Annotated in this window: 14 protein-coding genes and 1 other RNA gene; 10 read left to right on the plus strand and 5 right to left on the minus strand. The window is 60.6% G+C overall.

The window, feature by feature from the left end; all coding sequences use genetic code 11:
• Nucleotides 1–59 precede the first annotated feature (59 nt).
• Complete coding sequence (locus ACW9IR_RS26050; protein WP_457465499.1) at nucleotides 60–509, minus strand: EVE domain-containing protein; 450 nt, start codon at nucleotides 507–509, stop codon at nucleotides 60–62.
• A 198-nt stretch (nucleotides 510–707) separates the two neighbouring features.
• Here ACW9IR_RS26050 and ACW9IR_RS26055 point away from each other — a divergent pair, with 198 nt between their 5' ends.
• On the plus strand, nucleotides 708–863 hold the full coding sequence (locus ACW9IR_RS26055) for a hypothetical protein (protein WP_016985917.1): 156 nt from the start codon (nucleotides 708–710) through the stop codon (nucleotides 861–863).
• A gap of 36 nt (nucleotides 864–899) precedes the next feature.
• Here ACW9IR_RS26055 and ACW9IR_RS26060 read toward each other — a convergent pair whose 3' ends face one another.
• The 4 genes from ACW9IR_RS26060 to ACW9IR_RS26075 all read right to left on the minus strand — a co-directional run bounded on the left by ACW9IR_RS26060 (nucleotide 900) and on the right by ACW9IR_RS26075 (nucleotide 2,317).
• On the minus strand, nucleotides 900–1,505 hold the full coding sequence (locus ACW9IR_RS26060) for a 5-formyltetrahydrofolate cyclo-ligase (RefSeq protein ID WP_016985918.1): 606 nt from the start codon (nucleotides 1,503–1,505) through the stop codon (nucleotides 900–902).
• 79 nt (nucleotides 1,506–1,584) lie between these two features.
• Nucleotides 1,585–1,763, minus strand: a non-coding RNA gene (gene ssrS / locus ACW9IR_RS26065) — 6S RNA.
• 30 nt (nucleotides 1,764–1,793) lie between these two features.
• The gene (locus tag ACW9IR_RS26070) at nucleotides 1,794–2,111 is read right to left on the minus strand and encodes a cell division protein ZapA (RefSeq protein ID WP_034151990.1); all 318 of its coding nucleotides are present in this window, start codon (nucleotides 2,109–2,111) and stop codon (nucleotides 1,794–1,796) included.
• Nucleotides 2,108–2,317, minus strand: coding sequence for a TIGR02449 family protein (locus tag ACW9IR_RS26075; protein WP_016985919.1), 210 nt, complete (start codon nucleotides 2,315–2,317; stop codon nucleotides 2,108–2,110). The genes ACW9IR_RS26070 and ACW9IR_RS26075 overlap by 4 nt, the downstream gene beginning before the upstream one ends.
• Before the next feature lie 118 nt (nucleotides 2,318–2,435).
• On the opposite strand from ACW9IR_RS26075, the gene ACW9IR_RS26080 reads away from it, so the two are divergent.
• The 9 genes from ACW9IR_RS26080 to gcvH all read left to right on the plus strand — a co-directional run bounded on the left by ACW9IR_RS26080 (nucleotide 2,436) and on the right by gcvH (nucleotide 12,109).
• On the plus strand, nucleotides 2,436–2,996 hold the full coding sequence (locus ACW9IR_RS26080; protein WP_016985920.1) for a YecA/YgfB family protein: 561 nt from the start codon (nucleotides 2,436–2,438) through the stop codon (nucleotides 2,994–2,996).
• Nucleotides 2,997–3,023: 27 nt separating this feature from the next.
• Nucleotides 3,024–4,358: a Xaa-Pro aminopeptidase gene (gene pepP, locus ACW9IR_RS26085; RefSeq protein WP_102901403.1), complete on the plus strand. Its 1,335-nt coding sequence runs from the start codon at nucleotides 3,024–3,026 to the stop codon at nucleotides 4,356–4,358.
• A complete protein-coding gene (gene ubiH / locus ACW9IR_RS26090) occupies nucleotides 4,355–5,542 on the plus strand; it encodes a 2-octaprenyl-6-methoxyphenyl hydroxylase (protein ID WP_008081438.1) in 1,188 nt (395 codons plus the stop codon). The genes pepP and ubiH overlap by 4 nt, the downstream gene beginning before the upstream one ends.
• On the plus strand, nucleotides 5,535–6,020 hold the full coding sequence (locus ACW9IR_RS26095; RefSeq protein ID WP_102901401.1) for a DUF4442 domain-containing protein: 486 nt from the start codon (nucleotides 5,535–5,537) through the stop codon (nucleotides 6,018–6,020). The genes ubiH and ACW9IR_RS26095 overlap by 8 nt, the downstream gene beginning before the upstream one ends.
• A 9-nt stretch (nucleotides 6,021–6,029) precedes the next feature.
• Nucleotides 6,030–7,247 carry a 2-octaprenyl-3-methyl-6-methoxy-1,4-benzoquinol hydroxylase gene (locus ACW9IR_RS26100; RefSeq protein WP_457465507.1) on the plus strand — a complete coding sequence of 406 codons (1,218 nt, stop codon included), beginning with the start codon at nucleotides 6,030–6,032 and terminating at the stop codon, nucleotides 7,245–7,247.
• Nucleotides 7,248–7,468: 221 nt separating this feature from the next.
• On the plus strand, nucleotides 7,469–8,473 hold the full coding sequence (locus ACW9IR_RS26105; RefSeq protein ID WP_024014737.1) for an extracellular solute-binding protein: 1,005 nt from the start codon (nucleotides 7,469–7,471) through the stop codon (nucleotides 8,471–8,473).
• A 348-nt stretch (nucleotides 8,474–8,821) separates the two neighbouring features.
• Complete coding sequence (locus ACW9IR_RS26110) at nucleotides 8,822–10,438, plus strand: ABC transporter permease (protein WP_102901399.1); 1,617 nt, start codon at nucleotides 8,822–8,824, stop codon at nucleotides 10,436–10,438.
• Nucleotides 10,439–10,594: 156 nt separating this feature from the next.
• Nucleotides 10,595–11,677 (plus strand): glycine cleavage system aminomethyltransferase GcvT, encoded by a 1,083-nt coding sequence (gcvT, locus tag ACW9IR_RS26115; protein WP_457465505.1) that lies wholly within the window; start codon nucleotides 10,595–10,597, stop codon nucleotides 11,675–11,677.
• A 48-nt stretch (nucleotides 11,678–11,725) separates the two neighbouring features.
• Nucleotides 11,726–12,109: a glycine cleavage system protein GcvH gene (gene gcvH, locus ACW9IR_RS26120; RefSeq protein ID WP_064389477.1), complete on the plus strand. Its 384-nt coding sequence runs from the start codon at nucleotides 11,726–11,728 to the stop codon at nucleotides 12,107–12,109.
• Nucleotides 12,110–12,246: the final 137 nt, after the last annotated feature.

Here is a 12,246-nt window from a genome sequence, read left to right on the forward strand (position 1 = left end):
CACATTGGAATGCGTTCCCCTGTAGGAGCTGACGAAGGCTGCGATCTTTTTTGTGGCCGTTACCGCAATCCCAGCACCGCCGCCCACTGCTCCGCCGTCACCGGCATCACCGACAGCCGCGACCCCTTCTGCACCAACGGCATTTCCGCCAACGCCGTTTGCTGCTTCAGGTAATCGAGCTTCAATACTCGGGCAAACGTCTCCACATGCCCCACATCGATCGCACTCCAGGCATTTTTCTCCGGCGTGGCCTTGGGATCGAAGTAATGACTCTCCGGTTCCAGCGCGGTGGGATCCGGGTACGCCGCTTCGATTATTTTGCCAATCCCGGCAATCCCCGGCTCCGGGCAGCTGGAATGGTAGAAAAAGAACTCATCGCCCACTGCCATCGCGCGCAGAAAATTGCGCGCCTGATAGTTGCGAACCCCATCCCAGCGCGCATTGCCGAGTTTTTCCAGACCTTTGATTGAAAGCTCGTCGGGCTCGGACTTCATCAGCCAATAGGCCATGGTTTTGTGCTCCTGAAACGGTCATTGGGCAGGTTGTCGGGCAATTTTATGACAAACCGACAGTCGGTTGACGTCAGCGTTTGCGCGCAGGTTCACGTTGTCGCAAAATGCCGGCCTTTAAAGCTTGACGCTGCTGCACGGCCTACAAACGGAAACCGCTGCTGTCATCGTGATGATGTGCCTTGAGGGGGGCAATCGATGAAACGCAAACCGGATTTACTATGGACTTTGGTAATTTTGTTTGGCTTGGGTGTCGTGACCACCGGTTACGCGCAGAGCCTGTGGTCGAACAAGGCCGATGCGCCGATTGAAGTCGCGCAACAGGTTCAACAGTCGACCGCCTTCAAGCGCTGAAACTGCTTTCTCGACGCCGCTGTTCTGTGCGGCGTCCTATCCCGCGAAATACCACGCCTTATCGGTGACCGTGCCTTGCAACGGTACATCCCAGCTTGCTTGCGCCAAGCGTTCGACCTTCTGACATTCATGAGCCAGACCCAATAGCGTCGGCTTGCGCCAGTTCTGGCGCCGGGCCAGGTACGCGAGGCTGCGATCGTAAAAACCGCCGCCCATTCCCAAGCGTCCGCCGACGTCATCAAAACCCACCAGCGGTAACAACACCAGATCCAGCGCCCAGACCTTGCGTTGCCGAGCCAGATTGGCCCGCGGCTCAAGAATGCGAAAGCGATTGGCTTTGAGCTTCTCGCCGGGGCGAATGCGCTGGAAGACCATTTTGGTTCGCGGCCAGGCACTGAGCACTGGCAGGTACGTGGCTTTGCCTCGGCGCTGGGCTTCACGCAGCAGCAGGCGCGGATCGATTTCACCGTCGGTGGGCAGGTACAGGGAAATGTGTTTCGCCCGACGAAAGTGCGGGTCTTGGGCCAATTGCCGGAACAGGCCTTTGGCTGCCTGGCGTTGCTCGCCCGGCGTGAGCGCGCGGCGCGCCTTGCGCAGCAGGCGACGAAGTTGCGGGCGGGGTAGCAGCGCGGGTTCGGTCATGGTTCGGCTTCGGCAGGTTGGACGAAAACGTACGCATAAAAAATCCGATGTCGGCATTCACCGACATCGGATTCGAATCAGGCTCCCCGGATGAACCGCTGTCAACTTAGCCCTTGAACCCGAAAGTTCAAGGTGGAAGATGCAGTAGACTTTAAGGCTTTCCGTCTGGCGGACATGCACACCAGCCCAACGTGCAACTTCCAGGGTAGTGCGAATCGGCTCAGGGACATCGTCAACTGGCAAGCACCCCAGGGAGTGCCGCGAGTATACCGCAAGCGGCCAGTCGAATCAGCCCTTGGTGGTGTTCTGATCGTCGGCAAGCACCAGATCGACACGATCGAGCAAGTCGCGCACCTGTTCACGGGTCGAACCGCTGGCCTGAATATCCGGGCGCTCTTCTTTGTGCAAGAGGTCATGGGTGATGTTCAGCGCGGCCATCACGGCAATGCGATCGGCGCCGATGACTTTGCCGCTGCTGCGGATTTCGCGCATCTTGCCATCCAGATAACGCGCGGCGCTGACCAGATTGCTGCGTTCTTCCTGCGGACAGATGATCGAATACTCTTTATCGAGGATCTGCACGGTGACGCTATTGCTTGAACTCATGAGTCTTGCTCCAGGGCCTTGAGGCGCGAAATCATCGATTCGACCTTACGCCGGGCGATTTCGTTTTTTTCAATGAGGTGAGCGCGTTCCTCGCGCCAGGTCTTTTCCTGAGCTAGTAAGAGTGCATTTTGACTCTTTAGTTGCTCGACTCGGCCAATCAGCAGTTCGAGTCTGGCCATCAGCGCTTGCAGGTCGTTGTCTTCCATTGGTTTCACTGTCTGATGGGTTAGCTGGCGGACAGCCTTTAATAGTCTTGGCGAGTCTGTCGATGTAGGATACAAGGCCTTCATTCTAGACATAGCGCCGTCTGGCGCCTAGCTGCCCATGACCATTGCGAATTCCCCGTACCAAGCCTTTGCCACCCTGCTGACTTCCAGCGGCCACAACGTCTCGCCTGCCGAACTGCATGGCGTGCTGCTCGGACGCAGTTGCGCCGGTGCCGGCTTCGATAACGAAGGCTGGCTGATCGACGCCGCCGAACTGCTCGAAGGCGACATCCAGGACAACGTCCGCAACGCCCTGATCGGCCTGCAAGAGATGGTCAAAGGCGAGCTGACCGGCGACGACGTCACCGTTGTCCTGCTGCTGCCGACCGATGACGCACCGCTGGCCGACCGCGCAGCTGCACTGGGCGAGTGGTGCCAGGGCTTCCTCAGCGGTTTCGGCCTGAACTGCCGCGACAGCAGCATGCTCAGCACGGAAGCCACCGAAGTGCTGCAGGACTTGGCGGCCATTTCCCAGGTGCAAGACGCCCTGGAAGAATCCGAAGATGGCGAGACCGACTACATGGAAGTCATGGAGTACCTGCGCGTCGCGCCGTTGCTGCTGTTCTCGGAAACCAAGAAAACCGACGTGCCGCCAGCCGCCAAGCCGTCGCTGCATTAATCGCGTGCCAGGGAAAGCCATCTGCCCATGACCCATATCCCGAAAGCGGAATACAGCCGTCGCCGCAAGGCCCTGATGGCGCAGATGGAACCCAACAGCATCGCGATCCTGCCGGCCGCCGCGGTCGCTATTCGCAACCGCGACGTCGAGCACGTCTATCGTCAGGACAGCGACTTCCAGTACCTCAGCGGTTTTCCCGAGCCGCAAGCCGTCATCGTCTTGATGCCCGGCCGCGAGCACGGCGAGTACGTGCTGTTCTGCCGTGAGCGCAATGCCGAACGCGAGTTGTGGGACGGTCTGCGCGCGGGGCAGGAAGGCGCAATCCGCGACTTCGGTGCCGACGACGCTTTCCCGATCACCGACATCGACGACATCCTCCCGGGCCTGATCGAAGGCCGCGACCGGGTGTATTCGGCGATGGGCAGCAACCCCGAATTCGATCGCCACCTGATGGACTGGATCAACGTGATCCGCTCCAAAGCGCACCTCGGCGCCCAGCCGCCGAACGAATTCGTTGCCTTGGATCATCTGCTGCACGACATGCGTCTGTATAAATCGGCGGCAGAAGTGAAGGTGATGCGCGAAGCCGCACGGATCTCGGCGCAAGCCCATATCCGCGCGATGCAGGCCAGTCGGGCCGGGCTTTACGAGTACAGCCTCGAAGCCGAACTCGATTACGAATTCCGCAAGGGCGGGGCGAAGATGCCGGCCTACGGTTCGATCGTTGCCGCCGGGCGCAACAGCTGCATCCTGCATTACCAGCAGAATGACGCCTTGCTCAAGGACGGTGATCTGGTGTTGATCGACGCCGGTTGCGAGATCGACTGCTACGCCAGCGACATCACCCGTACCTGGCCGGTAAACGGCAAGTTTTCGCCCGAGCAGAAAGCAATCTACGAATTGGTGCTGGCTTCGCAGGAAGCCGCGTTCGCCGAAATCGCCCCGAACAAGCACTGGAATCAGGCGCATGAAGCCACAGTGCGAGTGATCACCACGGGGCTGGTGAAGCTCGGATTGTTGCAAGGCGAGGTCGACGAGTTGATCGCCAGCGAAGCCTATAAAGCCTTTTACATGCACCGCGCCGGTCACTGGCTGGGCATGGATGTACACGACGTCGGCGAGTACAAGGTCGGCGGCGAATGGCGTGTGCTCGAGGTCGGCATGGCACTCACCGTGGAGCCGGGCATCTACATCGCCCCGGACAATCAGAACGTCGCGAAGAAATGGCGCGGCATTGGCGTGCGTATCGAGGACGACGTGGTCGTGACCAAAACGGGCTGTGAAATCCTCACCACCGGCGTACCGAAAACCGTCGCCGACATCGAAGCGCTGATGGCGCAAGCAAGGACACACGCGGCATGAGTCGAGTCAATCTGGCAATCATCGGTGGCGGTCTGGTCGGCGCCAGTCTGGCGTTGGCCTTGCAGGCCGGGGCCAAGGCGCGTGGCTGGAAAATCGTGCTGATCGAGCCGTTCGCTCCCGGCGACAGCTGGCAGCCGAGCTATGACGCACGTTCGTCGGCGCTGTCCTTCGGTTCGCGACAGATTTATCAACGTCTGGGCGTGTGGCAGGAAATCTCCCGCCGCGCCGAGCCGATCAAACAGATTCACGTTTCCGACCGTGGACGCTTCTCCACCGCGCGTTTGTCTGCGATGGAAGAGGGTGTGCCAGCGCTCGGTTATGTGGTGGAAAACGCCTGGCTCGGCCAGTGTCTGTGGCAACACGTCGACAAAGACGTGATCAGCTGGCGCTGCCCGGCGGAAGTCACGCGCATGGAGCCGCTGCCCGACGGCTATCGCCTGACCCTCAACGATGAAACCACCCTTGAATGCGACCTCGCGGTACTCGCCGACGGCGGTCGCTCCGGGCTGCGCGAACAGTTGGGCATCAATGTGCGTAAGCGTCCGTATAACCAGAGCGCGCTGATCGCCAACATCACCCCGAGCGAAGCGCACAACGGCATGGCCTTCGAGCGTTTCACCGACGAAGGGCCGATGGCCCTGCTGCCGCTGCCGGAAAATCGCTGCGCTCTGGTCTGGACCCGTTTGGGCATGGACGCGCAGCGTTTGGCTGACTTGAGCGAGCGCGACTTCCTCAGCGAATTGCAGGGCGTATTCGGTTATCGCCTCGGCACGCTGAAACAGGTCGGCGCGCGGCATCTTTATCCGCTGACGCTGGTCGAGGCCGAAGAGCAAGTGCGCTCGCATCTGGCCGTGCTCGGCAACGCGGCGCACAGCCTGCACCCGATTGCCGGGCAGGGTTTCAACCTGTCTCTGCGCGATGCCGATGCCTTGGCCGCTGCATTGCTGGCGAGTGACAAACCTTTGGGCGACTTCGCCACATTGCAGGCTTATCGCGAGCGTCAGCGTCTCGATCAGGATCTCACCGTCGGTTTCTCCGATCAGGTCACGCGGCTGTTCGGCAGCACGCAGCCATTGGTCTCGCTGGGGCGAAATATCGGCCTGCTCGGCCTCGATCTGTTGCCGCCGGCCAAGCGCTGGTTTGCCCGTCAGGCCATGGGTTTGGGAACTCGACCGGATGCTTAAGTGGTTAACCGGCAAATTCGGTAAAGCACGATTGATGCGCTGGGTGATGACGTTCTACCCGCCGTATCTTGGCGCCGGTGTTCGGGTTCGGCACATCAGCGATGACTTTCGCGACGTGCAGGTGTCGATGGGCCTCGGTTGGTACAACCGCAACTACGTCGGCACGCAGTTTGGCGGCAGTCTGTATTCGATGGTCGATCCGTTCTTCATGCTGATGCTCATGGAAAACCTTGGCTCGAAGTACATTGTCTGGGACAAGGCTGCCGACATCGATTTCATTGCACCGGGCAAAGGCCCGGTATTCGCCCGCTTCACTATCGACGAGACCTTGCTCGCCGAGATTCGCCGGCAAACCGCCAATGGCGGGAAATACCTGCCGCAGTTGCAGGTCGACATTCATGACGGCGCCGGCAATCTGGTGGCGCGGGTCGGTAAAACCCTTTACGTGCGGCTCAAGCCGCAAGCGAGACAGGCTTAAAGCATGGAAATGCGCGCAGATCTGCTGATTGTCGGAGCCGGAATGGTCGGCAGCGCTTTGGCGTTGGCGTTGCAGGACAGCGGGCTCGAAGTCCTGCTGCTCGACGGCAGCCCGTTGAGCGTCAAACCGTTCGATGCCGAAGCGGCGTTTGAGCCGCGAGTGAGCGCCTTGTCGGCCGCCAGTCAGCGAATCCTCGAACGCCTTGGCGTGTGGGAAGGCATCGCCAAACGCCGCAGCAGCCCATACACCAACATGCACGTGTGGGACGGCAGCGGCACCGGGCAGATTCATTTCTCGGCGAGCAGCGTACACGCCGAGGTGCTTGGCCATATCGTCGAGAACCGCGTGGTGCAGGATGCCTTGCTCGACCGCTTGCACGATTGTGATCTGGGCATGCTGGCCAATGCGCGGCTGGAACAGATGCGTCGCTCCGGCGATGACTGGCTGCTGACGCTGGCCGATGGTCGACAGTTGCGCGCACCGCTGGTGATTGCCGCTGACGGTGCCAACTCGGCAGTGCGACGTCTGACCGGTGTAGCGACGCGTGAGTGGGATTATCTGCATCACGCCATCGTCACCAGTGTGCGCAGCAGTAAACCGCACCAGATGACCGCGTGGCAGCGTTTTACCGATCACGGGCCGCTGGCGTTTCTGCCGCTGGAACGCGATGGGCAGCAGGATTGGTGCTCGATCGTCTGGTCGACCACGCCGAGCGAGGCTGAACGCCTGATGGCGTTGGATGAAGCGGATTTCTGCCGTGAGCTGGAACGTGCCTTTGAAGGGCGACTCGGCGAAGTGATGAGTGCCGATCCGCGACTGTGCGTGCCGCTGCGTCAGCGCCACGCCAAACGCTATGTGGCTGAAGGTCTGGCGTTGATCGGCGATGCGGCGCACACCATTCACCCGTTGGCGGGGCAGGGTGTGAACCTGGGTTTCCTTGATGCGGCGGTGTTGGCGGAAGTGCTGTTGCAAGCGGCGGAACGCGGTGAGCGTCTGGCGGATGTGAAGGTGCTGAGCCGTTACGAGCGTCGGCGCATGCCGCACAACCTTGCGTTGATGGCGGCGATGGAGGGCTTTGAGCGGCTGTTTCAGGCCGATCCGTTGCCGGTGCGTTGGCTGAGGAATGCCGGGTTGAAGCTGGTGGAGCAGATGCCCGAAGCGAAGGCGTTGTTTGTGCGGGAGGCCCTCGGGTTGACCGGGGATCTTCCGGCGCTGGCCAAGCCCTGATCTTTTCGTTGCTGCTAATGGCCTCATCGCGAGCAGGCTCACTCCTACAGGGGATCGCATTTCAAATGTAGGAGCGAGCCTGCTCGCGAAGGGGCCAGAACAGCCACTACAAATTTCAGGCTGTGCAACATCTGGTAACTCCTTCAAAAAGAGTTCGATTGAGGTGGTAAATGTGAGTCCTTATCATTTGGCCCACAATTCCCGACCGAGAGACCACTCCCATGTTGGCACCCAAGCGTCTTCTGACCGCACTGGCCCTGACCCTGATCGGCAGCACAACGGCCCAGGCCGCTGATGAGGTGGTGGTTTACTCGTCGCGCATCGATGAGCTGATCAAACCGGTGTTCGATGCCTACACCGCCAAGACCGGGGTGAAGATCAAGTTCATCACCGACAAGGAAGCGCCGCTGATGCAGCGCATCAAGGCAGAAGGTGAAAACGCCACCGCCGACCTGCTGCTCACCGTTGATGCCGGCAACCTCTGGCAAGCCGAGCAGATGGGCATCCTCCAGCCGTTCACCTCGAAAACCATCGACGCCAACATCCCCCTGCAATATCGCTCTTCGACTCATGCCTGGACCGGTCTGAGCCTGCGCGCGCGGACCATCGCTTACTCCACCGAGCGCGTGAAACCGGGCGAACTGACCACCTACGAAGCACTGGCCGACAAGAACTGGGAAGGGCGCCTGTGCCTGCGCACGGCGAAGAAGGTCTACAACCAGTCGCTGACCGCGACCATGATCGAAGTCCATGGCGCCGAGAAGACCGAGAAGATCCTCAAGGGCTGGGTCAACAACCTGTCCACCGATGTGTTCTCCGATGACGTCGCGGTGCTCGAAGCGATCAACGCCGGGCAGTGCGATGTCGGCATCGTCAACACGTACTACTACGGTCGCCTGCACAAGCAGAAGCCGGAGTTGCCGGTGAAACTGTTCTGGCCGAATCAGGCTGATCGCGGTGTGCACGTGAACCTGTCGGGCATCGGTCTGACCAAACATGCGCCGCACCCGGAAGCGGCCAAGGCTTTGGTCGAGTGGATGACCACGCCAGAGGCGCAGAAGATCTTCGCTGACGTGAACCAGGAGTTCCCGGCCAACCCGGCGGTGGCACCTTCGGAAGAAGTGGCGGCGTGGGGCAAGTTTGTTGCCGACACCTTGCCGGTGGAAGTGGCGGGCAAGCGTCAGGCTGAGGCGATCCGGATGATGGATCGGGCGGGTTGGAATTGAGTCTGTTCCGATAACGCTGTTCACGTTAGATCGCTGCCCTCACCCCAGCCCTCTCCCGGAGGGAGAAGGAGCCGACTTGTAGTGTTTTCGAAACCTGAGTTCGACTCGATATCTCAGGTCGATGTAGCTTGCATGAGCACCACGGTCAGTCCCCTGTTCCTCCGGGCGAGGGAGTCGATCTATGTTGAATTCAAATCCTGAGTTCGGCTCGATGTTTCAGGTCGGCGTAATTCCCATAAACTACGCGGTCAGTCCCCTCTCCCTCCGGGAGAGGGCTAGGGTGAGGGCAAAAATCCCAACCTGAAATACCCAATCCAAGAACACCCCAATCCCCCCAGAGACCCAAAAGTGGCCCACCCCGCCCAACGCCGCTGGTACCCCATCGTCTTCGCCATCGCCGCGCTGGTGCTGTTGCCCCTGAGCGTTCTGCTGCTCTCATGGCAGACCATCGATCAACAAATCTGGTCGCACCTGTGGCAAACCCAGATGCCGCGCCTACTGGGCAATACCCTGACGCTGGTCGTTGGCGTCGGCGTCGGCGTAACGCTGCTCGGCGTCAGCCTCGCCTGGCTCACCAGCCTCTGTGAATTCCCCGGGCGGCGCTGGCTCGACTGGGCGCTGATGCTGCCGTTCGCCATCCCCGCGTATGTACTGGCCTTCGTTTTCGTCGGCCTGCTCGACTTTGCCGGCCCGGTGCAGACACTGCTCAGGGAATGGTTCGGCACCGGTCTGCGCCTGCCACGGGTGCGCTCCACTGGCGGGGTGGTTATCGTGCTGGTGCTGGTGTTCTATCCCTACGTTTACCTGCTGGCGCGCACGGCGTTTCTTGCGCAGGGCAAGGGTTTGATGGAAGCGGCACGGGTGCTTGGTCAATCGCCGTGGCAAGCGTTCTGGCGGGTGGCGTTGCCGATGGCGCGTCCGGCCATTGGCGCCGGTGTGGCGCTGGCGCTGATGGAAACCCTGGCGGATTTCGGTGCCGTGTCGGTGTTCAACTTCGACACCTTCACCACGGCGATCTACAAAACCTGGTACGGCTTCTTCAGCCTGTCGAGTGCGGCGCAACTGGCCAGCCTGTTGCTGCTGGTGGTGATGCTGGTGCTGTACGGCGAGCGTCGTGCGCGCGGGGCGAATCGGGCAAGTAACGAACGTCCGCGGGTGAAAGCGCTGTATCACCTGCGCGGGCTCAAGGCCTTTGCGGCAATGAGCTGGTGCGGCCTGGTGTTCGCCTGCGCCTTCGTCATTCCACTGCTGCAATTGATCGTCTGGTTCTGGCAGCGCGGGCGTTTCGATCTCGATGAACGCTACGCCGGGTTGATCCTGCACACCCTTTATTTAGGTGGCATGGCGGCGCTGATCACCGTCAGCGTTGCGTTGTTACTGGCCTTCGCCCGGCGACTGGCGCCGACACCGGCCATCAACTCCGGGGTGGGTCTGGCTAATCTCGGTTACGCCCTGCCGGGTTCGGTGCTGGCGGTGTCGATCATGCTCGCCTTCAGTTATCTGGATCGAGAACTGGTCATCCCGCTCTCCGGATGGCTCGGTGGCGCAGGCAAACCGTTGCTGCTCGGCAGCCTGGCGGCGTTGCTGATGGCGTATCTGGTGCGTTTTGTGGCGGTCGCGTACGGCCCGCTGGAAAGCAGTCTGGCGCGTATACGGCCCTCTTTGCCCGAAGCGGCACGTAGTCTGGGTGTCAGTGGGCCGCGACTGTTTTTCAAAGTGTATCTGCCGCTGTTGCTGCCCGGCACGCTGAGCGCGGCGTTGCTGGTGTTCGTCGATGTGCTCAAGGAAATGCCCGCGACCCTGCTGATGCGCCCGTTTGGCTGGGATACGCTGGCCGTACGCATCTTTGAAATGACCAGCGAAGGCGAATGGGCGCGGGCGTCTTTGCCGGCGCTGACTCTGGTTCTGGTTGGATTGTTACCGGTCATCGGCCTGATTCGCCGCTCCGCCCATCGAAACACTTAGTAGTGAGTCCTGAATCATGCGGCTACAATGCGCGGCATTCGGTGCGGTTCGTCTGACAGATCTTTTCGCTGAAATTGGCTGAAGGCCTTCTATTACAAGGCTTTCACGCTGTGCAGCGACTGTCCGCACCTTCGCCACGCCCGGAAGGAGAAACCCATGGGACAGCGTACGCCTCTGTATGACCTGCATCTCGCCCTCGGCGCGAAGATGGTCGATTTTGGCGGTTGGGACATGCCCCTGCATTACGGCTCGCAGGTCGAGGAGCACCACGAAGTGCGCCGCGATTGCGGGGTGTTCGATGTATCCCACATGACCGTGATTGATGTCACCGGCCCCCAGGCCAAAGCCTGGCTGCAGCATTTGCTGGCCAATGATGTCGACCGCCTGCACCGCCCCGGCCGTGCGTTGTACAGCACCATGCTCAACGAGCGCGGCGGCATCGTCGACGACATGATCGTCTACCGCCTCGACGACGCTTATCGTCTGGTGTTCAACGCCTCCACCCGCGATCAGGATCTGGCCTGGATGAACGCGCAGCGCGGCGGTTACGACGTGCAGCTACACGAACGCTCCGAGCTGGCGATGCTCGCCATTCAAGGTCCGCAGGCCCGGCACAAGATTGCCGAACTGGTGACCCAGTCTCGCGCCACGCTGATCCAGCACCTCAAACCTTTCGAAGGCTACACCGACGGTGACTGGTTCATCGCCCGTACCGGCTATACCGGTGAAGATGGCCTGGAAATCTGCCTGCCGGCCAATCAGGCGCCGGGGTTCTTCAACGACCTGGTCGGTGCCGGCATTTCCCCGATCGGCCTCGGCGCCCGCGACACCCTGCGGGTTGAAGCCGGGATGAACCTCTACGGGCAGGACATTCATCAGGACGTTTCGCCACTGGCCTCGAACATGGCCTGGAGCATTGCCTGGGAACCCGCCACCCGCCAGTTCATCGGCCGCGCCGCGCTGGAAGCGGAAAAAGCCGCCGGCGTCGCGCACAAACTGGTCGGCCTGGTGCTGGAAGAACGCGGTGTTTTGCGCGCTCATCAAGTGGTTCGCATCGCCGATGTTGGCGAAGGAGAGATCACCAGTGGTAGTTTCTCTCCTACGCTGAGCAAATCGATTGCCCTGGCGCGTGTTCCGATGGCCACTGCCGACCGCGCCGAAGTGGAAATCCGTGGCAAGTGGTATCCCGTGCGAGTGGTCAAACCGACCTTCGTTCGCCATGGCAAAACTTTGATCTAACCTTTTCCGGCGGGCATGACCGCTGACCCAATTCCGAGGACACCGAAGATGAGCAATATCCCCGCTGAACTGCGTTTTGCCGAAAGTCATGAATGGGCACGTCTGGAAGCTGACGGCACCGTCACCGTGGGCATCAGCGATCACGCGCAGGAAGCGCTGGGCGATGTGGTGTTTGTCGAGCTGACTGAAGTGGGCAAGGTGTTTGCCGCTGAAGATCAGGCCGGTGTGGTTGAATCGGTGAAAGCTGCTTCCGACATCTATTCGCCGATCAGCGGTGAAGTCATCGCGGTCAATGAAGAGCTGGGCGGTTCGCCAGAGCTGTTGAACTCCGACCCGTACGGCGCATGGATCTTCAAGCTCAAGCCAAGCGACAAGGCTGAGCTGGACAAGCTGCTGGATGCTGCAGCGTACAAGGCTGCCATCGGCGAGTAAGCTTTAAGCAATACCCAAAGCCCCGACTTGTCGGGGCTTTTTCATGGGCGATACAAATCCCCTGTAGGAGTGAGCTTGCTCGCGATAGCTTTCTTTCAGACACATTAATGCTGACTGACACACCGCTATCGCGAGAA

This window comes from Pseudomonas sp. SDT291_1_S447 (genome assembly GCF_054070155.1).

Coding starts and splice junctions, on each gene's coding strand:
- ACW9IR_RS26050 (WP_457465499.1), bottom strand. CDS start 509: ATGGCCTATTGGCTGATGAAGTCCGAGCCCGACGAGCTTTCAATCAAA.
- ACW9IR_RS26055 (WP_016985917.1), top strand. CDS start 708: ATGAAACGCAAACCGGATTTACTATGGACTTTGGTAATTTTGTTTGGC.
- ACW9IR_RS26060 (WP_016985918.1), bottom strand. CDS start 1,505: ATGACCGAACCCGCGCTGCTACCCCGCCCGCAACTTCGTCGCCTGCTG.
- ACW9IR_RS26070 (WP_034151990.1), bottom strand. CDS start 2,111: ATGAGTTCAAGCAATAGCGTCACCGTGCAGATCCTCGATAAAGAGTAT.
- ACW9IR_RS26075 (WP_016985919.1), bottom strand. CDS start 2,317: ATGGAAGACAACGACCTGCAAGCGCTGATGGCCAGACTCGAACTGCTG.
- ACW9IR_RS26080 (WP_016985920.1), top strand. CDS start 2,436: ATGACCATTGCGAATTCCCCGTACCAAGCCTTTGCCACCCTGCTGACT.
- pepP (WP_102901403.1), top strand. CDS start 3,024: ATGACCCATATCCCGAAAGCGGAATACAGCCGTCGCCGCAAGGCCCTG.
- ubiH (WP_008081438.1), top strand. CDS start 4,355: ATGAGTCGAGTCAATCTGGCAATCATCGGTGGCGGTCTGGTCGGCGCC.
- ACW9IR_RS26095 (WP_102901401.1), top strand. CDS start 5,535: ATGCTTAAGTGGTTAACCGGCAAATTCGGTAAAGCACGATTGATGCGC.
- ACW9IR_RS26100 (WP_457465507.1), top strand. CDS start 6,030: ATGCGCGCAGATCTGCTGATTGTCGGAGCCGGAATGGTCGGCAGCGCT.
- ACW9IR_RS26105 (WP_024014737.1), top strand. CDS start 7,469: ATGTTGGCACCCAAGCGTCTTCTGACCGCACTGGCCCTGACCCTGATC.
- gcvT (WP_457465505.1), top strand. CDS start 10,595: ATGGGACAGCGTACGCCTCTGTATGACCTGCATCTCGCCCTCGGCGCG.
- gcvH (WP_064389477.1), top strand. CDS start 11,726: ATGAGCAATATCCCCGCTGAACTGCGTTTTGCCGAAAGTCATGAATGG.